The organism is Salinarimonas rosea DSM 21201 (assembly GCF_000429045.1).
GTDB lineage: Bacteria > Pseudomonadota > Alphaproteobacteria > Rhizobiales > Beijerinckiaceae > Salinarimonas > Salinarimonas rosea.
The window spans coordinates 333936-358432 of sequence record NZ_KE386841.1; the positions used below are offsets into that span (position 1 = coordinate 333936).

The 24497-nt window shown below is 70.6% G+C and carries 21 protein-coding genes; 11 read left to right on the forward strand and 10 right to left on the reverse strand.

The genetic code is table 11. The features are described from left to right. Positions 1-15 precede the first annotated feature (15 nt). The 6 genes from G407_RS0122850 to G407_RS30810 form a co-directional block, all read right to left on the reverse strand. Positions 16-1794 carry an acyl-CoA dehydrogenase C-terminal domain-containing protein gene (locus tag G407_RS0122850; protein WP_029032672.1) on the reverse strand — a complete coding sequence of 593 codons (1779 nt, stop codon included), beginning with the start codon at positions 1792-1794 and terminating at the stop codon, positions 16-18. Positions 1795-2027: 233 nt separating this feature from the next. Beyond that, positions 2028-3674: an ABC transporter ATP-binding protein gene (locus G407_RS0122855; protein WP_043540364.1), complete on the reverse strand. Its 1647-nt coding sequence runs from the start codon at positions 3672-3674 to the stop codon at positions 2028-2030. Continuing rightward, complete coding sequence (locus G407_RS0122860) at positions 3674-4822, reverse strand: ABC transporter permease (protein ID WP_156917693.1); 1149 nt, start codon at positions 4820-4822, stop codon at positions 3674-3676. The genes G407_RS0122855 and G407_RS0122860 overlap by 1 nt, the downstream gene beginning before the upstream one ends. A 19-nt stretch (positions 4823-4841) precedes the next feature. Next, positions 4842-5762, reverse strand: a complete 921-nt coding sequence (locus tag G407_RS0122865; protein ID WP_029032675.1) for an ABC transporter permease subunit — start codon at positions 5760-5762, stop codon at positions 4842-4844. A gap of 97 nt (positions 5763-5859) precedes the next feature. Beyond that, positions 5860-7461, reverse strand: coding sequence for a peptide ABC transporter substrate-binding protein (locus tag G407_RS0122870; protein WP_029032676.1), 1602 nt, complete (start codon positions 7459-7461; stop codon positions 5860-5862). Positions 7462-7682: 221 nt separating this feature from the next. Beyond that, positions 7683-8363, reverse strand: coding sequence for an SH3 domain-containing protein (locus tag G407_RS30810; RefSeq protein WP_052341775.1), 681 nt, complete (start codon positions 8361-8363; stop codon positions 7683-7685). A gap of 289 nt (positions 8364-8652) precedes the next feature. On the opposite strand from G407_RS30810, the gene G407_RS0122880 reads away from it, so the two are divergent. The 8 genes from G407_RS0122880 to G407_RS0122915 all read left to right on the forward strand — a co-directional run bounded on the left by G407_RS0122880 (position 8653) and on the right by G407_RS0122915 (position 17216). Continuing rightward, positions 8653-9684 (forward strand): LacI family DNA-binding transcriptional regulator, encoded by a 1032-nt coding sequence (locus G407_RS0122880; RefSeq protein WP_029032677.1) that lies wholly within the window; start codon positions 8653-8655, stop codon positions 9682-9684. A gap of 212 nt (positions 9685-9896) precedes the next feature. Next, a complete protein-coding gene (locus G407_RS0122885) occupies positions 9897-11216 on the forward strand; it encodes an ABC transporter substrate-binding protein (RefSeq protein ID WP_029032678.1) in 1320 nt (439 codons plus the stop codon). Positions 11217-11408: 192 nt separating this feature from the next. Continuing rightward, complete coding sequence (locus tag G407_RS0122890; RefSeq protein ID WP_029032679.1) at positions 11409-12356, forward strand: carbohydrate ABC transporter permease; 948 nt, start codon at positions 11409-11411, stop codon at positions 12354-12356. Beyond that, on the forward strand, positions 12353-13294 hold the full coding sequence (locus G407_RS0122895) for a carbohydrate ABC transporter permease (protein ID WP_029032680.1): 942 nt from the start codon (positions 12353-12355) through the stop codon (positions 13292-13294). The genes G407_RS0122890 and G407_RS0122895 overlap by 4 nt, the downstream gene beginning before the upstream one ends. Continuing rightward, the gene (locus G407_RS0122900; protein ID WP_029032681.1) at positions 13291-13479 is read left to right on the forward strand and encodes a hypothetical protein; all 189 of its coding nucleotides are present in this window, start codon (positions 13291-13293) and stop codon (positions 13477-13479) included. Before G407_RS0122895 ends, G407_RS0122900 begins: the two co-directional genes overlap by 4 nt. 3 nt (positions 13480-13482) lie before the next feature. Then, entirely contained in the window at positions 13483-14586 is a 1104-nt protein-coding gene (locus tag G407_RS0122905; RefSeq protein WP_029032682.1) for an ABC transporter ATP-binding protein, read from the forward strand. After that, positions 14579-15583: an ABC transporter ATP-binding protein gene (locus tag G407_RS0122910; protein WP_029032683.1), complete on the forward strand. Its 1005-nt coding sequence runs from the start codon at positions 14579-14581 to the stop codon at positions 15581-15583. Before G407_RS0122905 ends, G407_RS0122910 begins: the two co-directional genes overlap by 8 nt. Positions 15584-15587: 4 nt before the next feature. Beyond that, positions 15588-17216: a dihydroxyacetone kinase subunit DhaK gene (locus tag G407_RS0122915; RefSeq protein WP_029032684.1), complete on the forward strand. Its 1629-nt coding sequence runs from the start codon at positions 15588-15590 to the stop codon at positions 17214-17216. Between the two features lie 55 nt (positions 17217-17271). On the opposite strand, the gene G407_RS29555 is transcribed toward G407_RS0122915, so the two are convergent. Beyond that, positions 17272-18120, reverse strand: coding sequence for a DUF2189 domain-containing protein (locus G407_RS29555; protein WP_084327745.1), 849 nt, complete (start codon positions 18118-18120; stop codon positions 17272-17274). Between the two features lie 113 nt (positions 18121-18233). Beyond that, a complete protein-coding gene (locus G407_RS0122925) occupies positions 18234-19205 on the reverse strand; it encodes a glutathione S-transferase family protein (RefSeq protein ID WP_029032685.1) in 972 nt (323 codons plus the stop codon). A gap of 175 nt (positions 19206-19380) precedes the next feature. Here G407_RS0122925 and msrA point away from each other — a divergent pair, with 175 nt between their 5' ends. Beyond that, the gene (gene msrA, locus G407_RS0122930) at positions 19381-20007 is read left to right on the forward strand and encodes a peptide-methionine (S)-S-oxide reductase MsrA (protein WP_029032686.1); all 627 of its coding nucleotides are present in this window, start codon (positions 19381-19383) and stop codon (positions 20005-20007) included. Between the two features lie 12 nt (positions 20008-20019). On the opposite strand, the gene G407_RS29560 is transcribed toward msrA, so the two are convergent. After that, positions 20020-21132, reverse strand: coding sequence for a LacI family DNA-binding transcriptional regulator (locus G407_RS29560; RefSeq protein ID WP_052341776.1), 1113 nt, complete (start codon positions 21130-21132; stop codon positions 20020-20022). A gap of 168 nt (positions 21133-21300) precedes the next feature. On the opposite strand from G407_RS29560, the gene G407_RS31925 reads away from it, so the two are divergent. Beyond that, positions 21301-21471, forward strand: a complete 171-nt coding sequence (locus G407_RS31925) for a hypothetical protein (RefSeq protein WP_156917689.1) — start codon at positions 21301-21303, stop codon at positions 21469-21471. A gap of 281 nt (positions 21472-21752) precedes the next feature. On the opposite strand, the gene G407_RS0122945 is transcribed toward G407_RS31925, so the two are convergent. Beyond that, on the reverse strand, positions 21753-22076 hold the full coding sequence (locus G407_RS0122945) for a hypothetical protein (protein ID WP_029032687.1): 324 nt from the start codon (positions 22074-22076) through the stop codon (positions 21753-21755). Positions 22077-22343: 267 nt separating this feature from the next. On the opposite strand from G407_RS0122945, the gene flhA reads away from it, so the two are divergent. Beyond that, positions 22344-24494 (forward strand): flagellar biosynthesis protein FlhA, encoded by a 2151-nt coding sequence (gene flhA / locus G407_RS0122950; RefSeq protein ID WP_029032688.1) that lies wholly within the window; start codon positions 22344-22346, stop codon positions 24492-24494. Positions 24495-24497: the final 3 nt, after the last annotated feature.

A 24497-nucleotide genomic window follows, 5' to 3' on the forward strand; every position in this document is an offset into this window, starting at 1 on the left:
CGCGTCGCCGCTCGCTCAGAACGCCTCTGCAGACAGCGCCATCGTCGTGTCCGAGCCGGCCGAGATGCGCGCCACCTGGGCCGCGGTCTCGGGCATCAGGCGCTCCATGTAGAAGCGGCCGACGACGAGCTTCTCGGCCATGCCGGGCGCGCCGTCCTTCTCGAGTGCCGCCTTCGCCATCAGCCCCCACATGTAGCCCATGGCGACGAGGCCGAACATGTGCATGTAGTCGGTCGCGCCGGCGCCGGCGTTGTCGGGCTTGGCCATGGCGTTGTTCATGAACCACATCGTCGCCTGCTGGAGCCGGCCGAGGCCCTCCGCGAGCGGCCCGACATAGGGCTGCATGCGCTCGTCGCCCTGGTTTTCCTGGCAGAAGGCCTGGACCTCGCCGAAGAACGCCATCACCGCGCGCCCGCCGTCCTTGCCGAGCTTGCGGCCCACGAGGTCCATGGCCTGGATGCCGTTGGCGCCCTCGTAGATCATGGTGATGCGGGCGTCGCGCACGAACTGCGACATGCCCCATTCCTCGACGTAGCCGTGCCCGCCGAACATCTGCTGGGCCTTCACCGCGTTGTCGAAGCCGAGATCGGTGAAGACGCCCTTCACGACGGGCGTCATCAGGCCGAGGAAGTCGAGCGCCTTCTGGCGGGCGGCGGCATCGGGCGAGCGGTGGGCGATGTCGCTCTCGAGCGCGGTGCGCAGGATCAGCGCGCGCGCCGCCTCGTTGATGGCGCGGATCGTCATCAGGGTGCGGCGCACGTCGGGATGGACGATGATCGGGTCGGCCGGGCCGTCGGGGTTCTTCGGGCCCGTGAGCGAGCGGCCCTGGAGGCGGTCCTTCGCGTAGGCCACCGCGTTCTGGTAGGCGACCTCCGAGACCGCGAGGCCCTGCACGCCGACCGCGAGGCGCGCCTCGTTCATCATCACGAACATGGCGGCGAGCCCGCGATTCTCCTCGCCGACGAGCCAGCCGGTGGCGCCGTCGTAGTTCATCACGCAGGTGGCGTTGCCGTGGATGCCCATCTTGTGCTCGAGCGAGCCGCAGGAGACGCCGTTGCGGGCCCCGAGCGACCCGTCGTCGTTCACGAGCACCTTGGGCACGACGAAGAGCGAGATGCCCTTCGTGCCCGCCGGTGCGCCCTCGATGCGGGCCAGCACCAGATGGACGATGTTCTCGGTGAGGTCGTGCTCGCCCGCCGAGATGAAGATCTTCGTGCCGGTGAGCGCGTAGGACCCGTCGCCGTTCGGCACGGCCTTGGTCTTGATCATGCCCAGATCCGTGCCGCAATGCGGCTCGGTCAGGTTCATCGTGCCCGACCAGGTGCCCTCGACCATCTTGGGCAGGTACTTGGCCTTCTGCTCCGGCGAGCCGTGCTCGATCAGGGCGGCGATGGCGCCCATGGTCAGGCCCGGATACATGGCCAGCGCGAGGTTCGCCGAGGACGCGAACTCCTGCATGACGGTGTTGAGCGTGGTCGGCAGGCCCTGGCCGCCGAACTCCTCGGGCGCCGAGAGCCCGAGCCAGCCGCCCTGGACGTAGGCCTCGTAGGCCGCCTTGAACGAGGCGGGTGTGGCGACGCTGCCGTCGGCGTTCCGGGTGCAGCCCTCCTGGTCGCCCGCGAGGTTCGTCGGCGCCCAGGACGCCTGCGTGAGCTTCGCGGCCTCCCCGAGAATCGCGGCGACCGTGTCGGGCGTGGCGTCGGCGAAGCCCGGCAGATCGGCGTGGCGCGACAGCTTCAGGACGTCGTCGAGGATGAAGGACGTGTCCGCAACGGGTGCCTGGTAGACCGGCATGGGCTCTCTCCCTCGGGGGTCGGCGAGCGCGCATTCAGCGGGTGCGCGCCGTGGATAGTTCACATATAAACTATCTCGACGCCGATGGCTAGGGGGCGCGGTTGCGCATCCCGCGGCGGCGCGGTTCGCCGTCTCGTGGAGCCGGTACGCGACGGCGGCGCAGACCGGCCGGGACGCCACGCCTCCCGGCCCGCCGGTGGCGCCGTCGCGGCAGCCGCGGCGCAGCGGCTCCGTCACCCGCCCTGGGCCACCCGGCGCGCTTCATCGTGGAAGTCGGTGAGCGCGAAGGCGGCGTGCATCAGGCTCTTCGTGTAGTCGCTCGCCGGGCGCTCGAAGATCGCGCCCGTCGGCCCCTCCTCGACGACCCGGCCGGTCTTCATCACCACGACGTAGTCCGACATCGCGCGCACCACGGCGAGGTCGTGGCTGATGAAGAGGTAGGCCATGCCGTAGCGGGACTGGATGTCGCGGAGCAGCTCGACGATCTGCTTCTGCACCGAGCGGTCGAGCGCGGAGGTCGGCTCGTCGAGGACGACGACGTGCGGCTTGAGGATCACCGCGCGGGCGATGGCGATGCGCTGGCGCTGGCCGCCGGAGAACTCGTGCGGATAGCGGTTGCGCATCGCGGGGTCGAGCCCGACCTCGCGCAGCGCCTCGACCGCGCGCCGCTCGCGCTCCTGACCCGACAGGCCCGGCTCGTGGACGAGCAGGCCCTCGGTGACGATCTGGCCGATCGTCATGCGCGGCGAGAGCGAGCCGAACGGGTCCTGGAAGACGAGCTGCAGCTCCTTGCGCAGCGGCCGCATGGCGGCCTTGTCCGCGGCCGAGATGTCGCGGCCCATGAAGACGATGCGGCCCTCGCTCGACAGCAGCCTGAGCAGCGCGCGGCCCAGCGTCGACTTGCCGGAACCCGATTCGCCGACGACGCCGATCGTCTGGCCCTTGCGCAGCCGCAGCGTCACGTCGTCGACCGCCTTCAGCACGACCGGCGGCCCCTTGAGCAATCCGCCGCCGATGTCGAACGAGACCCTCACGCGCTCGCCCGAGAGCGCCATCGGCGCGTCGGCCGGCGGGGGCGCCTTCTCGCCGGCCGGCTCGGCGTCGATCAGCATGCGGGTGTAGGGGTGGCGCGGGGCCTCGAAGACGGTGCGCGTGTCGCCGCTCTCCACCACCTCGCCCCGGCGCATCACGTAGACGCGGCTCGCGAAGCGGCGCACGATGCCGAGGTCGTGGGTGATGAACACGATCGCCATGCCGCGCTCGCGCTGGAGATCGGCGAGCAGCGTCAGGATCTGCGCCTGCACCGTCACGTCGAGCGCCGTCGTCGGCTCGTCGGCGATGAGGAGGTCCGGGTCGTTGGCGAGCGCCATGGCGATCATGACGCGCTGGCGCTGCCCGCCGGAAAGCTCGTGCGGGTAGGCGTCGATGCGCCGCTGCGGGTCGGGGATGCCGACGCGGTCGAGCAGCGCGATCGCCTTCTCGCGGGCGGCGCGGCGCGAGAGGCCGCGATGGTGCAGCATCGGCTCGGCGAGCTGGCGCCCGACCCGGTAGAGCGGGTCGAGCGAGGTCATCGGCTCCTGGAAGATCATCGTGATCTTGTCGCCGCGGATGCGGTTGAGGTCGCGCTCGCGCATGCCCACGAGGTCGCGCCCGCGGTACACGGCCTTGCCGCGCGCCCGCCCGTTCGACGCGAGGAGGCCCATCGCCGCCATCATGGACTGGCTCTTGCCGGAGCCCGATTCGCCCACGATGGCGACGGTCTCGCCGCGGTGGACGTCGAGATCGATGCCGCGCACGGCCTCGATCGTGCCGTCGTTCGTCTCGAAGGCGACCTCGAGGCCGCGCACGGTGAGGACGGGATCGTCGGAGCGCGCGTTCATCAGCGGTCCCTCGGGTCGAGCGCGTCGCGCAGGCCGTCGCCCAGGAAGTTGAGCGCGAACAGGATGACGATGAGCGTGATGGCGGGGAAGACCAGCATCCAGGTCGCCCCCTGCATGTTGGCCGCGCCCTCCGAGATCAGCACCCCGAGCGAGGTCAGCGGCTCCTGCACGCCGAGCCCGAGGAACGACAGGAAGCTCTCGAGCAGGATCACCTTGGGCACGAGCAGCGTCAGGTAGACGACGACCGGCCCGAGGGTGTTGGGCACGATGTGCCGGCGCACGATGCCGCCGGGCTTCACGCCCAGCGCCTCGGCGGCCTGGACGAATTCCTGGCGCTTGAGGGAGATCGTCTGGCCGCGCACGATGCGCGCCATGTCGAGCCACTCGATGGCGCCGACTGCAAGGAACATCAGCACGAAGTTCCCGCCGAAGAAGACGACGAGCAGGATCACGAAGAAGATGAACGGCAGCGAGTAGAGGATGTCGACGAAGCGCATCATCACCCCGTCGATCCGCCCGCCGAGGAAGCCCGCCACCGCCCCGTAGGCGACGCCGATCACCAGCGCCGTCAGCGAGGCGAGCAGCCCGATCGCGAGCGAGATCCGCACCCCGATCATGGTGCGCGCGAACAGGTCGCGGCCGTTGGCGTCGGTGCCGAAGAAGAAGTACGTGCGCGCGACGTCGGCCACCATCGTGGCGCGGGTCTCGTCGGCGGAGATGTCGACGATGCGCGCGTTGGTGAACAGGTTCGAGCGCTCGACGAAGCGGGTGAAGCGCGGGTCGATGCCGCTCCCGGAGACGATCGGCGCGGAGATCGTGCCGCCGTCGAGCGAGATGTCGCCGACCTCGACGCGGGCGCGGGCGAGCACGCTCTCGAACTCGGGGACGATGCTGTCGGCGCGCGGGTAGGCCTCGAGGCTCGCGGGCACCCGCACGTATTGCGGGAAGACCCGGTCGTAGGGATTGGGCGCCAAAGCCGGGCCGAAGATCGCCACGAGGGCGAAGAAGGCGAGCACGAGCCCGCTCGCGACGGCCGCCTTGTTGCGGCGGAGCCGCAGCCAGGCGTCCTGCCACAGCGAGCGCGAGGGGCCGGCGTCGGCGATCGATCGGGCGAGGTCGTCGGAATCCGCGGCGGGGTCGAGGCGCATCTGCATGGTCGGGCCTCCCTCAGCGCTCGTAGCGCACGCGCGGGTCGAGCAGCGCGTAGGCGAGGTCGACGAGCAGGTTGAAGATCACGACGAAGATCGCGATCACGACCACGGTGCCCATCACGAGCGTGTAGTCGCGCGCGAGCGCGCCCTGGACGAAGTAGCGGCCGATGCCGGGGATGCCGAAGATCGTCTCGACGACCACCGAGCCCGTGAGCAGCGCCGCCGCCGCCGGCCCGAGATAGGAGACGACGGGCAGGATCGCCGCGCGCAGCGTGTGGGTGACGACGACGACGCGCGTCGGCAGGCCGTAGGCGCGCGCCGTGCGCACGTGGTTCGAGCGCAGCGCCTCGATCGTCGCGCCGCGGGTGAGGCGCGCGATAATGGCGATCTGCGGCAGGGCGAGGGTGACGACCGGCAGCACCATGTGTGCGGGCGTGCCCCAGCCGCCCGCCGGCAGCCAGCCCATCCACACGCCGAACAGGAGCGAGAGGATCGGCGCGACGACGAAGTTGGGGATGGTGATGCCGAAGGTGGCGATGCCGACGACGGCGTAGTCCGCACCCTTGTTCTGGCGCAGCGCCGCGAGCACGCCCAGCGAGGCGCCGACCACGAGCGCCAGCGAGAGCGCGAGGCCGCCGAGCGTCACCGACACCGGCAGCCCCACCGCGAAGAGGTCCGCCACCGAGAAGTCGCGGCGCGTGAAGCTCGGCCCGAAGTCGCCCTGCAGCAGGTTGCCCAGGTAGAGCAGGTACTGGCGCCAGAGCGGCTCGTCGAGATGGAAGGCGGCGTTGAGGTTCTGCATGATCAGCGGATCGAGCGGCCGCTCGAGGTCGAACGGTCCGCCGGGCGCCGCCCGGATCATGAAGAACGCGATCGTCACGACGATGAAGATCGTCGGGATCGCACCGGCGAGGCGCCGGAGCACGAAGCCGAGCATCAGGTGTCGGGTCCCGTTTGCGCGCCGCGGCGCGTGAGCCGTCCCGCGCGCGGGATCACGGCCGGGGCCGTGCCGCGCGCGGGGGCGAAGGTCGTGCTCAGTTCGACAGCGACAGGAAGCGCGTGCCGTGCACGTTCATGATGTTGTCCTCCCAGCCCTCCAGCTTCGGAGAGACCAGGGCCTTCGAGGTGTAGTACAGGATCGGGATCGCCGGCACCTGCGAGAGGAAGAGGCGCTCGGCCTCCGCCAGGATCTCGGCGCGGGCCGCGAGATCGGTCTCGGTCTCGGCCTGCTGCATCAGGCGATCGTAGTCCTCGTTCGCCCAGCGCGGATAGTTGAAGCCGAGATTGTCCGACTCGTAGAGGAAGAGGAAGTTCTGCGGATCGTTGTAGTCGCCGATCCAGCCGGCGCGGGCGATGTCGAAGTCGCCGTCCTCCTTCAGGTAGTTGAAGTAGGTCGCGCCCTCCATCTCGGTCAGGGTCGACTCGATGCCGATGTTGCGCAGCATCTCGCCCACGGCCGTCATGGTGTTCTTGTTGTTCTCGGAGGTGTTGTAGCGCAGGTCCACCGTCAGCTCGCCCGCTGCGACGCCCGCCTCCTCGAGCAGCGCGATGGCGCGGTCCTCGCGGTCGAGGATGTCGACGTCCGCGTACTCGAGGGTCGGGGCGTCCTCGACGTAGTTGTTGATGCCCGGCGGCACGAGCGAGTAGGCCGGCACCATCGTGCCCTGCCAGATCTCGTCGGCGAGGAAGACGCGGTCGATCGCCATGGACATCGCCTCGCGCACGCGCGGGTCGGCGAACTTCTCCTTGGTGACCTTCACCGGCAGGTAGTAGGTGCCGAGGTAGGGGGCGATCCGGACCTGGTCGCCGAGGCGCTCGCGCAGCTCGGTGATCTGCTCGGAGGGCAGGTCGGAGCAGGACTGCACCTCGCCCGCCTCGAAGCGGCGCACGCAGGTGGCGCGCTCCTCGAAGGGGATGAAGTTCACGACGTCGATCTGCACGTTCTCGGCATCGTGGAAGTTCGGGTTCTTGCGCATCACGATCCGGTCGTTCGGCGTGAAGCTGTCGAGCATGAAGGCGCCGTTCGAGACGAGGTTGCCCGGGCGCGTGAAGGCGTCGCCGTGCTCCTCGACCGAGGCCTGGTTCAGCGGCAGGCCGGTCTGGTGCGTCAGCAGCTCGATGAAGTAGGGCGTGGGGTTCGCGAGCGTGATCTCGAGCGTGCGCTCGTCGATCGCACGGGCGCCGAGCTCCTCCTTGGGCATCTCGCCCGAGTTGATCGCCTCGGCGTTCTTGATCGGATGGAGGATGTTGGCGTAGCCCGCGGCGGTCGCCGGATCCTGGATGCGGCGGAAGGCGAAGACGAAGTCGCTCGCCGTGACCGGATCGCCGTTCGACCAGCGCGCGTCCTCGCGCAGCCGGAAGGTGTAGACCAGGCCGTCCTCCGAGGTTTCCCAGCTCTCGGCGACCCCGGGAATGACCTCCGCCGCGGCGTTGTAGACGACGAGGCCCTCGAACAGGTCGCGCAGCACGTGCGCCTCGGCGACCGTCGAGGTCTTGTGCGGGTCGAGCGACGACGGGTCGGTGTCGTTGCCGCGGTTGTAGACGACCTCCTGCGCGAACGCCGGCGCGCCGGTGACGCCGAGGGACGCGGCGAGCGCGAGCGAAAGCGCGCTCGCCTTGAGCATGGTCTTGATCATGAGCGTTGTATCTCCCTGCTGCCGTGGACCGGCAGATCGCTCCGTCTCCCACGACGGATTAGATATAAACTATCCGTTAGGCAGCCGGGCCGCAAGCGCGGCAACGCCCGATCGGCTATTGCGCAGCATCGTTGCGCGCCGGCCCGCGCCGCCGCAACGCCGCGCTTCGGGGAGCGCTGCTCACGCAACGTCGGGATCGAGTCGCCCGCGCGGCGGCCGTCTCAGAGCACCTCCGACCCCGTCGTCCCGCCCGCACCCTCGCGACGGCGCAGGCGCCGCTCGCTCGGCGTGCCGGCGTCGGTCTCCACGTCGGGAGCCGGCTCGGCCGGGGTGGTGTTCGCGTCGTCGCGCGGCCGCGTCTGCGCCTCCGGCTCGAGCTCGGGGCGCGGCACCTCGACGACGGGCGCGGCATCGCGCAGGAGCCCGCCGCCCCGCGGGGGCGACGAGGGACGCTCCGGCGGGCGCTCCTGCGGCGCGGTGGAGGGCCGCGGACGCGCCCGGCGCTGCGGCTCCGGACGCGGCGCCGGACGCTCGATCACCCGCGGCGGCGCCGCGGCCGGGGGCGGGGGCGCCTCGTAACGGGGCCCGGGTGCGGCCTGCGGGTCGAAGAGGTCGAGGAGCGGAAACCGCGGTCGCGTGCGCGGTCGCACCGGGATGCGTGCGAGGTAGCGCCCGCTCGCCCAGCCGAGCGAGCCGCGATAGACGACGAAGCACCACGTTCCCCGGCAGCCGCGCATGTCGACCACCTCGCCGGGCGGCATCGTGGCGACGATCGCGTAGGAGACGCCCGGTCCGGCGCGCAGGTTGAGCTGCGTCGTCGTCTGCACGGGCACGGCCCGGGCCGCCGTCGCCAGGACGAGCGCGAGGAGCCCCATCGCGAGTCCGGCCATCGTGCGTCGCATCGCTCGTTCCTCCCTCGGACCACCCCGGTCCTGCGGCCGCCTTCGTTGCCGCGCCGGGACGTCGGACCATCCATCACGCTGGAGGGGAAAGGCGGGGATGTGGCGAAGTTCCCTCGCCCAGGGGAGGCGCACGGGACGCGCACAGGACGCGCCTGCGCAGCCCGTGGCGCGGTGGGCCCGCTCGAGCCGAGCGACGCTCCGGGGGCGCGTACACGTGTCGATTGACGTACCTCGAGGCGCGGACGATCATCGCGCCCCCTCGCCGCGAGGGCAATGTGGGAACTCCGTCGTGCAGCGTCCGACCGTAAACGACATCGCCAAGGAAGCCGGCGTCAGCCTCGCGACGGTGGATCGCGTGCTCAACGCCCGGCCGGGCGTGCGGGCGCGCACGGTCGTGCGGGTGAACGAGGCGATCGAGCGGCTCGGCTACGTGCGCGACGTCGCGGCCGCCAACCTCGCCCGCCGGCGCAGCTACCGGGTCGCCTTCGTGTTGCCGGACAGCCGCACCTCGTTCATGCAGGCGTTGCGCGGGGCGATCGAGTCCGCGGCGGGGCTCGCGGCGTTCGACCGAACCGCGGCGCGGATCGTCACCGTCGCCGCCTTCGACCCGACGGCGACCGTGCGGGCGCTCGCGGGGCTCGACGGCGTCGACGGCGTCGCGCTGATGGCGCCGGAGACGCCGCAGGTGCGCGACGCGATCGGCCGGCTCGCGCAGGCCGGCACGCCGGTCGTCGCGCTCGTCTCCGACCAGCCGAACTCCGCGCGCAACCGCTTCGTCGGCATAAACAATCTCGCGGCGGGTCGCACGGCGGCGCAGCTCGTCGGCCGCTTCGCGCGCAGGCCCGATCCGACGGTCGTGGTCGTCGCCGGATCGATGATGGCGCGCGACCAGATGGAGCGGCGGCTCGGCTTCGACGAGACGATGCTGCGCTTCTTCCCCGGGGCCACGATCCTGCCCTCGATCGAGGGCCGCGACGATTCCGACGTCGTGGCGCAGCGCCTCGCGGAGGCGCTCGCCGCGCATCCGCGGGTGGACGCGCTCTACGCGCTCGGCGCGGGCCATCGCGGGCTCGTGCACACGCTGGCGGCGCTGGGGCTCGCCGGGCGGATCACCGTCGTCGCCCACGAGCTCACGCCGGCGGCGCGCGCGGCGCTCGAGGACGGCACCATCGACGCCGTGATCACCCAGGACGTGGGGCACATCGCCCGCTCCACCCTGCGAGTCCTGCGCGCCGCCATCGACGGGACGCCGCTCGACCCGGGACAGGAGCAGATCCGCATCGAGATCCTGCTGCGCGAGAACCTGCCGCCGGCCGGGTGAGGCGGGCGCCTCGTATGGCGCAATCGCCTGATCTCGAACGCGAATTGCTCCGTTCGCACGAGTGCATTCCGCAACGGCATTCGCTGCGTTGCGAAATGAGGGGCGTACCTCAGAAAAGCGTGGACAGCGCCCGACGGCTGCGCTTATCGTTCGGGAAGGCGACAAGACCGGCACCACGACCGGCGCGCTGCTCTCTGGGAGGAGATCCGAGGATGAGGAAAGCACCCTATCTCGCCGCGACCGTCGCCGCGCTGGCGCTGGCGGCCGGCTCCAACGCCGCGCAGTCCGAGGAGCTGACCCTGTGCTGGGCGGCCTGGGACCCGGCGAACGCGCTCGTCGAGCTCTCCAAGGAGTTCGAGGCGCAGTCCGGCCATACGATGCGGTTCGAGTTCGTGCCCTGGCCGAACTTCGCCGACCGCATGCTGAACGAGCTCAACTCCGGCGGCCAGCTCTGCGACCTGCTCATCGGCGACAGCCAGTGGATCGGCGGCGGCGCCGAGAACGGGCACTACGTCAAGCTGAACGACTTCTTCGACGAAGCCGGGATCAGCATGGACGACTTCGCCCCGGCGACGGTCTATGCCTATTCCACTTGGCCGAAGGGCACACCGAACTACTATGCGCTCCCCGCCATGGGCGACGCCAACGGCTGGTTCTACCGCAAGGACTGGTTCTCCCGTCCCGAGCTGCAGGAGGCCTTCCAGGCCGAGTACGGCCGCCCGCTGGCGGAGCCGACGACGCAGCGCGAGCTGATGGAGATCGCGAAGTTCTTCCAGGGCCGCGAGATCGACGGGCAGACGGTCTACGGCGTGTCGATCTTCACCGAGCGCGGCTCGGAGGGCATCACGATGGGCGCCACCGGCGCGCTCTACGCCTGGGGCTTCAAGTACGAGAACGAGCCCGGCTCCTACGACATGGAGGGCGCGGTCAACTCGCCGGAGGCGGTGGAGGCGCTGGAGTTCTACAAGGAGCTCTACGAGTGCTGCACGCCCCCGGGCTACACGAACGCCTACATGGAGCAGTCGCTCGACGCGTTCAAGTCGGGCCAGGTGGCGATGGCGATGAACTGGTTCGCCTTCTTCCCGGGCCTCTACGCGGACCCGACGGTGGGTGGCGACAAGATCGACTTCTTCGTCAACCCGCCGCAGAACGTCGCCGCCTCGACGCTGGGCGGGCAGGGCATCTCGGTCGTGTCCTACTCGGACAAGCAGGACGCGGCGCTCGAGTACATCCGCTGGTTCGCGCAGCCGGACGTGCAGGCGAAGTGGTGGGCGCTCGGCGGCTACTCGGCGCACAATTCCGTGCTGAACGACCCCGGCTTCGTCGAGAGCCAGCCCTTCGCCGGCGACTTCCTCGAGGCGATGGGCGGCGTGCAGGACTTCTGGCAGGAGCCGACCTACGCCGAGCTGCTGCTCGCCATGCAGGAGCGCCTGCACAACTACATCGTCGCCGACCAGGGCACCGCCCAGGAGGCCCTCGACGGCCTGATCGAGGACTGGACGGAGGTCTTCGAGGACGACGGCAAGCTGTGAGGCGCTCTCCCCCCTCTCCCGCGAGGGAGAGGGGTCGGGGGTGAGGGATCGACGCCCGCGGGCTGGGCCCGCCGCAGACGGCCGCCGCCGGCGTCGGTGCACGAACGGCGAGCCGTACACCCTCACCCCTGCCCCTCTCCCGTCCGGGAGAGGGATCGCCGCCCGCAGCCATCCGAAGCACGGTCGTTCTTCATGACGAACAGCGTCATCACCGCCGCCGCCGAGAAGACGCCGCCGTCGGTCGCGCGCAGGGTCCGGGGGCTCTCCGACCGGGCGATCGCCTGGATCTTCGTCGCCCCGACGATCTTCCTGCTGCTCGCCATCAACATCTTTCCCCTGATCTGGACGGTGCGGCTGTCCTTCACGGACTACCGCGCCAACCGGCTCAATCGAGAGGTCGAGTGGGTGGGTCTGCGCAACTACGAGCGCATCCTCACCGACGACGGCATCTGGATGAACATGCAGGCGACGGCGCACTTCCTGGTGTGGACGATCGTCTTCCAGGTGCTGATCGGCTTCGCGCTGGCGTACCTGATCAACAAGAAGTTCAAGGGCAACGCCTTGTGGACGACGATCATCGTCCTGCCGATGATGCTCTCGCCCGCCGTCGTCGGCAATTTCTGGACCTTCCTCTACCAGCCGCAGATCGGCCTGATCAACTACATGGTCGAGTTCTTCACCGGCATCCCGGCATCGAGCTTCTCCATGCTCGGCTCGGTGGAGCTCGCGCCCTGGTCGATCGTCATCGTCGACACCTGGATGTGGACGCCCTTCGTGATGCTGATCTGCCTCGCGGGCCTGCGCTCGATCCCGGACTACATCTACGAGGCCGCCGAGATCGACCGGGCCTCGAAGTGGCGGCAGTTCTGGACCATCACGGTGCCCATGGTGCTGCCGTTCCTGATGCTCGCCGTGCTCTTCCGCGGCATCGAGAACTTCAAGATGTTCGACCTCGTCGTCCAGCTCACCGGCGGCGGCCCGGGCTCGGTGACCGAGCTCGCCTCGATCAACCTGAAGCGCGAGGCCTTCGAGAAGTGGCGCACGGGCTACTCCTCCGCCTACGCCGTGATCCTGTTCGTGACGATCTTCGGCCTGGCCTCGATCTACGTGAAGGCGCTGAACAAGGTCAAAGCCCGATGAGCGCGCATTCCATCACCGAGCCGTCCGCGACGACGAAGTGGATCTCGGGCGGGCTCGTCGTCGCCTACGCGGTGGTCACGCTGATTCCGCTCCTGTGGATCGTCGCCACCGGCTTCAAGACCCCGGCGGACGCGATCAGCTATCCGCCGAAGGTCGTCTTCGACCCGACGATCGAGGGCTACGTCAACCTGTTCACCACGCGCACCCGCGTCACGCCCGAGCAGCTCGAGTCGCTGCCCCCGCCGGAGGGGATCGCGGAGGAGATCGTGCGCTCCTACGGCATGGTCATCGCCGGGCCCTCGCGCTTCGGCGAGCGGTTCATGAACTCGGTCGTCATCGGCTTCGGCTCGACCTTCCTGTCGGTCTTCCTCGGCACGCTCGCGGCCTACGCCTTCTCGCGCTTCAAGATCCCCTTGAGCGACGACCTCCTCTTCTTCATCCTCTCGACGCGGATGATGCCGCCGATCGCGGTCGCGATCCCGATCTTCCTCATGTACCGCCAGCTCGGCCTGTCCGACACGCACCTGGGCATGATCCTGCTCTACACGGCGGTGAACATCTCGCTCGCGGTGTGGCTGCTCAAGGGCTTCATCGACGAGATCCCGCGCGAGTACGAGGAAGCGGCGCTGATCGACGGCTACACGCGTTTCCAGGCCTTCTACAAGGTCGTGCTGCCGCAGGCGGCGACCGGCATCGCGTCCACCGCGATCTTCTGCCTGATCTTCGCCTGGAACGAGTACGCCTTCGCGGTGCTGCTGACGTCGGGCACGGCGCAGACGGCGCCGCCCTTCATCCCCACCATCATCGGGGTCGGCGGCCAGGACTGGCCGGCGGTGGCGGCGGGGGCGACGCTGTTCCTGCTGCCGGTGCTGATCTTCACCGTGCTTCTGCGCAAGCACCTCCTGCGCGGCATCACCTTCGGCGCGGTGCGCAAATGAGAGACTTCCTCGACGGCATCGTCCGCCTGCGCCGCGGCCCCTGGGAGATGCTCGCCACCGTGCTGATCGCGCTGGGCGTCGTCATGCTGATGCAGCCGCTCTTCCTGTGGGCCTACACCTGGTCCTTCCTCGTGACGCTGACGGGCACGGTGATGTTCCTCGTCGTCAGCCACTTCCCGGAGTGAGGAATGGCCGAGATCGTCATCCGCAATCTCCGCAAGGAGTTCGGCGACTTCACCGCCGTCGAGGGCTCGTCCTTCACCATCGGCGACGGCGAGTTCTTCATGCTGCTCGGCCCCTCCGGCTGCGGCAAGACCACGACCTTGCGCATGATCGCGGGGCTCGAGCTGCCGACCTCCGGCGAGATCCTGATCGACGGCGAGGACGTCACCCGCAAGCCCGCCTCGCAGCGCGACATCGCCTTCGTCTTCCAGATGTTCGCGCTCTACCCGCACATGAACGTGCGCCGCAACATCGCCTACCCGCTCGTGTCCCAGGGCATGCCCAAGGCGCAGGTGAAGGCGAAGGTGGCCGAGGTCGCCCGCATCCTCGGCATCGAGGAGATCCTCGAGCACCCCGTGAGCGGCCTGTCGGGCGGCGATCGCCAGCGCGTGGCGCTCGGGCGCGCCATCGTGCGCAGCCCCAAGGCCTTCATGATGGACGAGCCGATCGGCGCCCTCGACGCCGAGTTTCGCGAGCGCATGGCCGAGGAATTGCGCGCGCTGCACGACCGGATGGGCGCCACCACCGTCTACGTCACGCACGACCAGCTCGAAGCGATGCAGATGGGCGACAAGATCGTGGTGATGAACCACGGCGTCGTGGAGCAGTTCGGCACGCCCCAGGAGATCTACGACCATCCGGCGACGATGTTCGTCGCGGACTTCATCGGCTCGCCGTCGATGAACTTCATCCGCTTCGAGGGCGGCTTCCGGCCCGGCGACACGTCCGTCCGGCTCGCGGGCGCCGAGGTCGCCGTGCCGGCGCTGCGCGAGGAGGCGGACGGGCGGCGCCTCGTGCTCGGGGTGCGGCCCGAGCACGTGCATCTCACCGATGCCGCGGACGCCGTCCTGCGCGGGCGCGTCGAGGCGGTGGAGTATCTCGGCACGACGCAGATCGTCACCCTCTCGACGGTCAACGGTCCGCTGCGTGCCCGCGTCGCCTCGAGCGAGGTCGTTCGCCCCGGCGAGGTCGCGGGCCTCGCCTTCGATGCGCGCACGCTCTCGCTCTTCGACGCGGGCACCGGCCGCGCCTTCGTCACGGCCGCGAACGAGGGGGTGCACGATGGCTGAGGTCGTGCTGCGGAACCTGACGAAGCGCTTCGGCAAGGTGCCGGCGGTCGAGGACGTGAGCCTCGGCGTGCCCGACGGCGCCTTCGTCGTGCTCCTCGGCCCCACCGGCGCCGGCAAGACGACGACGCTGCGCCTCGTCGCCGGCCTCGAGCGCCCGGACGCGGGGGACATCCTGATCGACGGGCGCAGCGTGCTCGGCGAGATGCCGGCGCAGCGCGACGTCGCGATGGTCTTCCAGCAATACTCGCTCTATCCGCACCTCACCGTGCGCGACAACCTCGCCTTCCCCCTGCGCTCGCCGATCCTGCGCTGGGACGAGGCGGCGATCGAGAAGCGCGTGCGCGAGGTGGCGGAGGTGCTGCGCATCGCCCACAAGCTCGGCAACAAGGCGACGCAGCTCTCCGGCGGCGAGATGCAGCGCGTCTCGATCGGCCGGGCACTCGTGCGCCGGCCGCGGATCTACCTGATGGACGAGCCGCTCTCCTCGCTCGACGCCAAGCTGCGGGCGGAGCTGCGCATCGAGCTCAAGCGCATCCAGCAGGAGCTCGGCGCGACGCTGCTCTACGTCACGCACGACCAGATCGAGGCGATGACGATGGCGACCCACGTCGGGGTGCTCGACCGCGGGCGGCTCGTCCAGTTCGGCACGCCCCGCGAGATCTACGAGGACCCGGTGAGCGTCTACGTCGCCGAGCGGCTGGGCCAGCCACGGATCAACACGCTGCCCGCAGACCTCTTCGGCACGCGCCCCGACGGCGCGGCCACGATCGGGCTGCGGCCCGAGCATATCCGGATCGGGGAGGGGCGCGAGGCGCGGGTCGGCCGCATCGAGCGGCTCGGCGACCAGACCCGGCTGCATCTGACCCTCGACGGCCACGAGATCGTGACGCTCACCGAGGTGCACACCCGCCTGACGCCGGGCGACATCGTCGCCATCCGGCCGCAGGCCCCGCTCTATTTCGACGCCGCCGGCGCGCGCGTCCCTTCCGGGAGGTGAGACCGTGAAGCAGTTCATCAACGACAGGGACACCCTCGTCACCGAGGCGATCGACGGCCTGGTGCGGGCCTCCTCCGGCCGGCTCGCCAGGCTCGACGGCTACCCGCACATCAAGGTCGTGGTCCGCACCGACTGGGACCGCGGCAAGGTCGCGCTCGTCTCCGGCGGCGGCTCGGGACACGAGCCGAGCCATGCGGGTTTCGTCGGGCGCGGCATGCTCACGGCGGCGGTGTGCGGCGACGTCTTCGCCTCGCCCTCGGTCGACGCGGTGCTCGCCGGCATCCTCGCCGTCACCGGCAAGGCCGGTTGCCTGCTCATCGTCAAGAACTACACCGGTGACCGGCTGAACTTCGGATTGGCCGCCGAGCGCGCCCGCGCCTTCGGGCTCACGGTCTCGATGGTGATCGTCGACGACGACGTGGCGCTGCCGGACCTGCCGCAGGCTCGCGGCGTCGCCGGCACGCTCTTCGTCCACAAGATCGCCGGCGCGATGGCGGAGGAGGGGGCCGACCTGGAGACGATCACGGCGGCGGCCGAGCGCGTCATCGCCGGCGCGATCTCCATCGGCATGTCCCTCGACACCTGCACGGTGCCGGGCTCGCCCAAGGAGGACCGCATCGCCGCCGGGCGTGCCGAGCTCGGGCTCGGCATCCACGGCGAGGCGGGGATCGAGCAGGTCGAGTTCGACGGCGCCCGCGCCGCGATGGCCATGGTGGTCGAGCGGCTGCGCCCGCATCTCGGCGCGGGGGACCACGTCGCGCTGATGAACAATCTCGGCGGCGCGACGCCGCTCGAGATGTCCGTCCTCGTGGAGGAGCTGGCGCGTTCGGAGATCGGCGGGCGGGTGCGCTGGATCGTCGGCCCGGCGCCCTTGATGACCTCGCTCGACATGCACGGCTTCTCGCTCTCGCTCCTCCCTCTCGACGAGGCGCAGGCGAAGGCGCTCGCGGCGCCCGTCGTGCCGCAGGCCTGGCCGGGGCTCGAGCGGCTGGGCGAGCCGACCGTCCTGCCGCTGCCGGACGGGCTCACCCCGATCCAGCCGATGGCCTCGGCTCATCCGCAGAACCGCGCCCTGATCGCACGCTGCTGCGAGATCCTGATCGCGGCGGAGGCCGACCTCAACGCGCTCGACGCCAAGTCGGGCGACGGCGACACCGGCTCGACGCTCGCGGGCGCCGCCCGCGCGCTCGCCGGCGCGCTCGACCGCATGCCCCTCGCCGACCCGACGCAGCTCTACCGGTCGATCGGCATCGAGCTGTCGCAGACGATGGGCGGCTCGTCCGGCGTCCTGCTCGCGATCTTCTTCGCCGCAGCCGGTGACGCCTCGGCGTCCGGCCGATCCTGGATCGGCGCGCTCTCGGCGGGGCTCGAGCGGGTCATGCAGGTGGGCGGCGCCCAGCCCGGCGACCGCACGATGATCGACGCGCTCGCCCCCGCGCTCGAGGCGCTGCCGGACGGCCTCCCCGCCGCCGCCCGGGCGGCGCGCGCGGGGGCCGACCGCACCGCGGAGATCACCCGCGCCAAGGCCGGCCGCGCCGCCTACCTCGCGCAGGACAAGCTCGCCGGCCACAAGGATCCGGGCGCGGAAGCCGTGGCGCGCCTCTTCGAGGGGCTGGTGGACGGGGAGGCGTGACGCGCCCGCCTGCGCCGGCGCGACGCCTGCGGCTGCCGCCCGCGCACCCCCGCGCTCACCCCCGGGCGGGGGTGCGGGCGACGCTGTCGCGGTCCACCGCCCGCCGGTAGATCCGCCAGGTCGCGTGGCCGAGGACCGGCATCACGACGACGAGGCCGACCAGGAGCGGGATCGAGCCGAGGACGAGCAGGCCGGCGACGATCGCCGCCCACAGCGCCATGGACTTCGGGTTGCGGCGCACGGCGGCGAAGGAGGTCGCGAGCGCGACGCCCGCGCCGACGTCGCGGTCGACCAGCATCGGCAGCGAGACGACGCCGATCGCGAAGGCGAGCGCGGCGAAGACGAAGCCGACCGCGTGGCCGACCACGATGAGCGCCCAGCCGCGGGGCGTCGTCAGCGCCTCGCCCAGGAACGCGAACGGCGCAGCGGGCGCCGGCCCGCCCCAGGTCGCGGCCCAGATCGTCTGCGCGGCCGCGAGCCAGAGCACGAACAGGACGCCGAGCAGGATCGCGATCAGCACGATCGAGGTCACGCCCGGGCGCCTCAGCGCGTCGAGGCACTCGATCCAGGCGCAGTCCTCCCCCGTCTCCAGGCGCCGGCTCGACTCGTAGAGCGGGATAGCCGCCACCGGGCCGACGAGAGCGAAGCCGGCGACGAGAGGGAAGACGAGCGAGAGCCCCGCGTCGGAGAACACGGCGAGCCCGAGCACGAGGCCGAAAAGCGGGTAGAACAAGGCGAGGAAGAACAGGTGCGACGGCTTGGCCTGGAAGTCGGCGAAGCCCTCCTGCAAGGCGACGATCACATCGCGGGGCGGGAGGTCGCGGATAGCGGGCCGTGGCGGGGCGAGGACGTCGGCGGACGTCGGGTAGGTCGCCGTCGAGCGGGTCGTGTCGGCGTGCGTCATGCGCGCCTCCTCCGGTTCCGGTACGCCCCCACGCCATTATCGACGAGACAGCAGCTAGGGCGCCCCGGGGTTCCCGGCGACCCCCCGCTCGCGCATTCGTGAGGCGGGGCGCGTCAGCCGCGCCCGTGCGGCGCCTCGAGATCGAGCTCCGGCCCGAGCGGTACGATCCGCGACGGGTTCACGCTCGGGTGGCTCTGGTAGTAGTGGCGCTTGATGTGGTCGAAGTCGCAGGTATCGGAGATCCCCGGCACCTGGTAGAGCTCGCGCAGGTAGCCCGACAGGTTCGGGTAGTCGCGGATGCGCCGGATGTTGCACTTGAAGTGCCCGACATAGACCGGATCGAAGCGCAGGAGCGTCGTGAACAGCCGCCAGTCCGCCTCGGTGATCGTGTCCCCGACGAGGTAGCGCGTGCGCGACAGCCGCTCGTCCAGCCAGTCGAGCGTCGCGAAGAGCGGGCGAACCGCCTCCTCGTAGGCTGCCTGCGTCGTGGCGAAGCCCGACTTGTAGACCCCGTTGTTGACGTCGTCGTAGACGCGCGCGTTGACCGCGTCGATCTCCTCGCGCAGTGCCTGCGGGTAGTAGTCCCCCGGCGCGGCGCCGACCCCGTCGAAGGCGGAGTTGAGCATGCGGATGATCTCCGCGCTCTCGTTCGAGACGATGGTGCCGCGCGCCTTGTCCCAGACGACCGGCACGGTGACGCGCCCGGTGTAGTGCGGGTCCGCCTTCGTGTAGACCTCGTGCAGCACGCGCGCGCCGTCGACGGCGTCGGGGACGACGCCCTCGCCGGGCTCGAAGCTCCAGCCCTCCTCGCCCATGAACCAGTGGACGACGGACAGCGAGATCATCTCCTCCAGACCCTTGAGACGGCGGAAGATCAGCGTGCGGTGCGCCCACGGGCAGGCGAGGCTGACGTAGAGGTGGTAGCGCCCCGGCTCGGCGCGGAAGCCGCCCTCCCCGGAGGGGCCGGGCGCGCCGTCCGGCGTGATCCAGCTGCGGAAGCTCGACGTCTGGCGCTCGAAGCGCCCGCCCGTGGATGAGGTGTCGTACCACCGGTCCTGCCAGCGGCCGTCGACGAGGAGGCCCATCGTCCCGTCCTTTCGCGTCTCGCGTCGGTCCTTGATCGTCTACGCAAGGAACAGCGGTACGGCGAGGAAGTTCGCTTGCGCTGGCGCGAACAGGGGCTTGCGGGTCGCATTGCGTGCGGGCGGTCGCGCCCCACATACCCGCGACACGGACGAGATCCGCCGAGGAGGCCAGACCATGTCCCGCCCGCTGCTCGCCGTGCTCGCCGCGGCCACGCTCGTCGCCGCCCCCGCCGCTGCGCAGGAGGGCGACGACACCGCCCGTGCCGTGTTCGCCGGCGGCTGCTTCTGGTGCGTCGAGGCCGATTTCGACAAGGTCCCCGGCGTGCTGGAGACGACCTCCGGCTATGTCGGCGGCAGCCTCGAGAACCCAACCTACCGGCAGGTCACGGCCGGCGGGACCGGCCACGCAGAGGCGGTCGAGATCGTCTACGACCCCGGTCGGGTCGGCTACGAGGAGCTGCTCCACGTGTTCTGGCGAACGATCGATCCGCTGACCGCAGGCGCGCAGTTCTGCGACGTCGGGGATTCCTACCGGTCGGCGATCTTCCCTCTGAACCCCGAGCAGGAGGCGCTCGCCGAGGCCTCGCTCGAGGAGGTCGCGGCGCGGTTCGAGGCGCCGATCGCCACCGGGATCGAGGAGCCGACGACGTTCTGGCCGGCCGAGGACTACCACCAGGACTATTACGAGAAGAACCCCGTCGCCTACCGCTTCTACCGCTGGAACTGCGGTCGCGACGCCCGCGTCGAGGCGCTTTGGGGCGAGGAGGCCGGCGGGCTCGGCATCTTCGAGGGCCGCAGCTGACGTGTGCGGCGCTCAGCCCCCGCGCGCCGCCTCGGCGATGCGCGAGGGGCGGTCGCCGGCGCTCGTCGGTGGCGCGTCCGCCGGCGGCGCGGCGGTCGAGGCCCGCACCACGAGGCTGGTCGGCAGGATGACGTGGTCCCGCGCGCCGGCGAGCAGCATCCGCGCCGCCACGCGGCCCTTGTCCTCCACCGGCTGGCGGATCGTGGTGAGCGGCGGCACGGCGCGCTCGGCCTGCGGCACGTCGTCGAACCCGACGATGGAGACGTCGTGCGGCACGCCGAGCCCGCGGCGCGCCAGCGCGGCACAGGCGGCGAGCGCCATCGTGTCGGACATGGCGAGGAGGGCCGTCGGGTGCGCCACGCCGGGCGCGAACAAGGCGTCGATCGCCTCCTCCACGGAGGGCGCGTCGTTCAGGCACTCGTAGGCGACGATGTCGGCGGGCGGGATGCCCGCCTCCTCGAACACGTCGCGGTAGCCGAGCAGGCGCGCGCGCGGCGTGGTGAAGCGGATCTCGGCGAAGCGCGCGTCGTCGATGAAGCCGGTGCGCTCGCGGTCGTCGACCTCGAGCGACAGGATGCCGATCTTCCGGTGGCCGAGCCCGACCACGTGGCGCGCGGCCTCCGCCGCCGCCTTGCGGTCGTCGACGTCGACCGCGCCGGCGCCCGGCACGTCCCCCGAATCGACTGCGACGAAGGGCAGGCCGCGCCGGCGGGCGAGCTCGACGAGGCGGTTCTCCTCGCTGATGCAGAACAGGATGAAGCCGTCGACGATGGCGGTCTCGATCGACCAGCCGTCGCGCCGCTCGGCGTCCGCCGAGACGATGGTCAGCCCGATACGCGCCTCGTCGCAGATCTCCGCGATGCCGGAGATCAGCTTCTGGGCGAAAGGGTCGTTGACGATGTAGTGCAGGCTCGCGTCCGCCACGATCGCGACGAGGTCCGAGCGGCCCGATCGCAGCACGCGCCCCGCCGGCGCGGGGCCGCGAAAGCCGATCTTCTTGGCCGCCGCGAGGACCCGCTCGCGCAGCTCCTCGCGGACCAGCTCCGGGCGGTTGAAGACGTTGGACACCGTGCCCTGCGACACGCCCGCGAGCAGCGCCACGTCCTTGAGCCGTGCTTTTCTCATCGCGCCTCGTATACCCGATCGATGAATCGATTCAAGGAGCCGCTGGAACCCTTGACGGCCCGCGGCATCGAGGCCATATCCGGCGCGTGCTTGAATCGATTCAGACTGCCGTCGACGACAGCGGTTCCGGCACGGTACCGAGGGCTCGCGCATTCAGGAGACAGAGCCATGATCCCCGCAACCTTCATCTATCCCTGGCTGGTCGACGCGGAAGAGCCGCTGCGCCGGACCGACATCGACATGTCCCGCCGCGCGCTGCGCACGCCGTGGATCGCGCACGCCCGTTCCATCCAGTACGCCTGCGCGCTGGTGGCGGCCGTCGTCTTCCTCGGCGGCTGACCGGCCCCGGCGCGACCGGCGGCCCGACGCGGCGCGGGAGGACGGTCCGCTCGCACGAGGCCGACCGGGTGCACGCGAGAAGCAGAGGTACCGCCTCTCGCCGGTCACCACAATGCCGCAGGATACCGACGAGACGGGGCCTCGGCTCCGCCGGAGCCCATGGCCGGGACGACGCAACCGGCCTGCGACGGGCGAAACCGGATTTTCCAGGGTGGCGCGCACGCCGGCGCCCGGTTCGAGAGACCCTCGCCGGGCGCTCGGTGCGTTCGGAGCCCTCGCGGTCAGGCGACGATCTCGACGTGGATCGAGGCGAGGATCGCGTCCTTCTCGCGAATGATCACCGTGTGGAGGAGCGGCGCGTCGCGCGGGCGCTCGAGACGCTCCGTCACGTCGATCCAGGTGAAGACCTCCGTGTCCGGGCTGCTCGGCGGCGTGAGGACGAGCTCGAGCTCCAGCACCTCCGCCGGGCCGTCGGGCGTATCGACCGGCACGAGCCGTGCCGTGTAGCCGGACGAGGGCGCCCTGACCTGGCCCTGGACCCGCAGCCGCGGCGGCTCCGGCGGCATCGTGTCGAGGACGGCGGACCACTTGCGCGTTTCGGTCATGACGATCTCCTCCCGCGTCGGTCTCCGCGTCTCGGGCCCCTCGCCCGTGCCCGCTCCGGCGGTGCAGCGGAATGTCCGACCACGGAGGGTAGCTTAGCACGGACGAGCGTGGCTTTGCAGTAGCAAGCCGCGAGAGGTGCCGGGCAGGTCTCGCGCTCCCGCGAACCGCCCGTCGCGGTCCCGGCGACGCGCGTCCCGCATCCCTCCCTTAACGCTTCGTTCACCATCCTCCCGGCAGAACTTGCCTAGTCTGGCGAGAGGGCTGCGATGAGTGAAGCGGGGGCACCGGCTGCGGTGGGGACGGGCGCGTCGCGGGGCGCGGCCGGCCTGTCGGCGCTCGGTGCGCTGACGAGGCGCACGGACCTGTTCCTGGCGCTCGGCGTCACCGGCATCCTCGTGGTGCTGATCTTCCCGCTGCCGGCGGTCGTCCTCGACCTGCTGCTGGCGGTGTCGATCATCTTCTCCGTGCTGATCATGATGACGGCGCTGTTCATCGAGGAGCCGCTCGAGTTCTCGTCCTTCCCGACGATCCTGCTCATCGCCACCATGCTGCGGCTGGCGCTGAACCTCGCCTCGACGCGGCTCATCCTGAGCTACGGCCACGAGGGCACGGACGCGGCGGGCCACGTCATCGAGGCCTTCGGCGGCTTCGTCATGGGCGGCAACTTCGTCATCGGCGTCGTCGTCTTCGCGATCCTGGTCCTGGTGAACTTCATCGTCATCACCAAGGGCTCGGGCCGCATCGCCGAGGTGGCCGCGCGCTTCACGCTCGATGCCATGCCCGGCAAGCAGATGGCGATCGACGCCGACCTCTCGGCGGGCATCATCGACGACAAGCAGGCGAAGGAGCGCCGCCAGAAGCTCGAGGACGAATCGAGCTTCTTCGGTGCCATGGACGGTGCCTCGAAGTTCGTCCGCGGGGATGCCATCGCCGGCCTCCTGATCACGCTGATCAACGTCATCGGCGGCATCGTCATCGGCGTCGTGCAGATGGGCATGAGCTTCGGCGACGCGGCGCATTCCTACACGATGCTCACCGTCGGCGACGGCCTCGTCTCGCAGATCCCGGCGCTGATCGTCTCCACCGCGGCGGGCCTCCTCGTCTCCAAGGCGGGCGTCAAGGGCGCCGCCGACAAGGCGCTCGGCAAGCAGCTCGCGAACTACCCCAAGGCGCTCGGCATGTCGGCGGCGGTGATGGGCATGATCGCCCTCCTGCCGGGCATCCCCTTCATCCCCTTCATGACGCTCGCCGTCGCCGCCGGCTTCGCGGCGTGGCACTTCGGCAAGAAGGGCAAGGAGCGCGCGGCGGAGGAGGCGGCGCAGGCGGAGGCCGCGCGCCGCGAGGCGGCGGCGGAGGGCGGCGACACGCCCGGCGAGCCGCCGATCTCCGACACGCTCAAGATCGACGACGTCAAGATCGAGATCGGCTACGCGCTGCTGCCGCTCGTCAACGGCAAGACCGCGAGCGGCGCCGACCGGCTCACCGAGCAGATCAAGGCCCTGCGCCGCCAGCTCGCCGCCGAGCTCGGCTTCGTGATGCCCAGCGTGCGCATCCTCGACAACGTCCAGCTCGACGCCAACGCCTACGTCATCCGCGTCAAGGAGATCGAGGCCGGCCGCGGCGTGGTCTATCCCGACCAGTTCATGGCGATCGACCCGATGGGCGGTCAGGTGCAGCTGCCGGGCCAGCACATGCTGGAGCCGACCTTCGGCCTTCCGGCGACATGGGTCGATGCGGGGCTGCGCGACCAGGCCCAGCTCAAGGGCTACACCGTGGTCGACGCGGCCACGGTGCTGTCCACGCACCTCACCGAGGTGATCAAGGCCAACATGGCCGAGCTCCTCTCCCACATCGAGGTGCAGAAGCTGCTGCGCGACCTGCCCAAGGAGCACGCCGACCTCGTCAAGGAGATGGTGCCCTCGCAGATCACCGCGACGGGTATCCAGCGCGTGCTCCAGTTGCTGCTGGCCGAGCGCGTCTCGATCCGCGACCTCGGCACGATCCTCGAGGGCATCTCCGAGGTCGTCGGCGGCACCCGCGCGCCGCGCGAGATCGTCGAGCACGTGCGCCAGCGCCTCGCCCGCCAGATCTGCGCGCAGTACACGGGGCCGAACGGGACGCTGCCCATCGTCACGCTCTCGCCGGCCTGGGAGGCGGCCTTCCTGGAATCCATCGTCGGTCAGGGCGACGACCGCCAGCTCGCGATGCAGCCCTCCAAGCTCGGCGAGTTCGTCAACGGCGTGCGTGACCGCTTCGAGGACGCCGCGCGCCAGGGCGAGATGCCGGTGCTGGTCACCTCCGCGCAGTCGCGGCCGTTCGTGCGCTCCATCATCGAGCGCTTCCGCCGCGAGACGCCGGTGATCAGCCAGGCGGAGATCCACACCCGCGCGCGGCTGCGGACGGTGGGGAGCGTGTGAGGC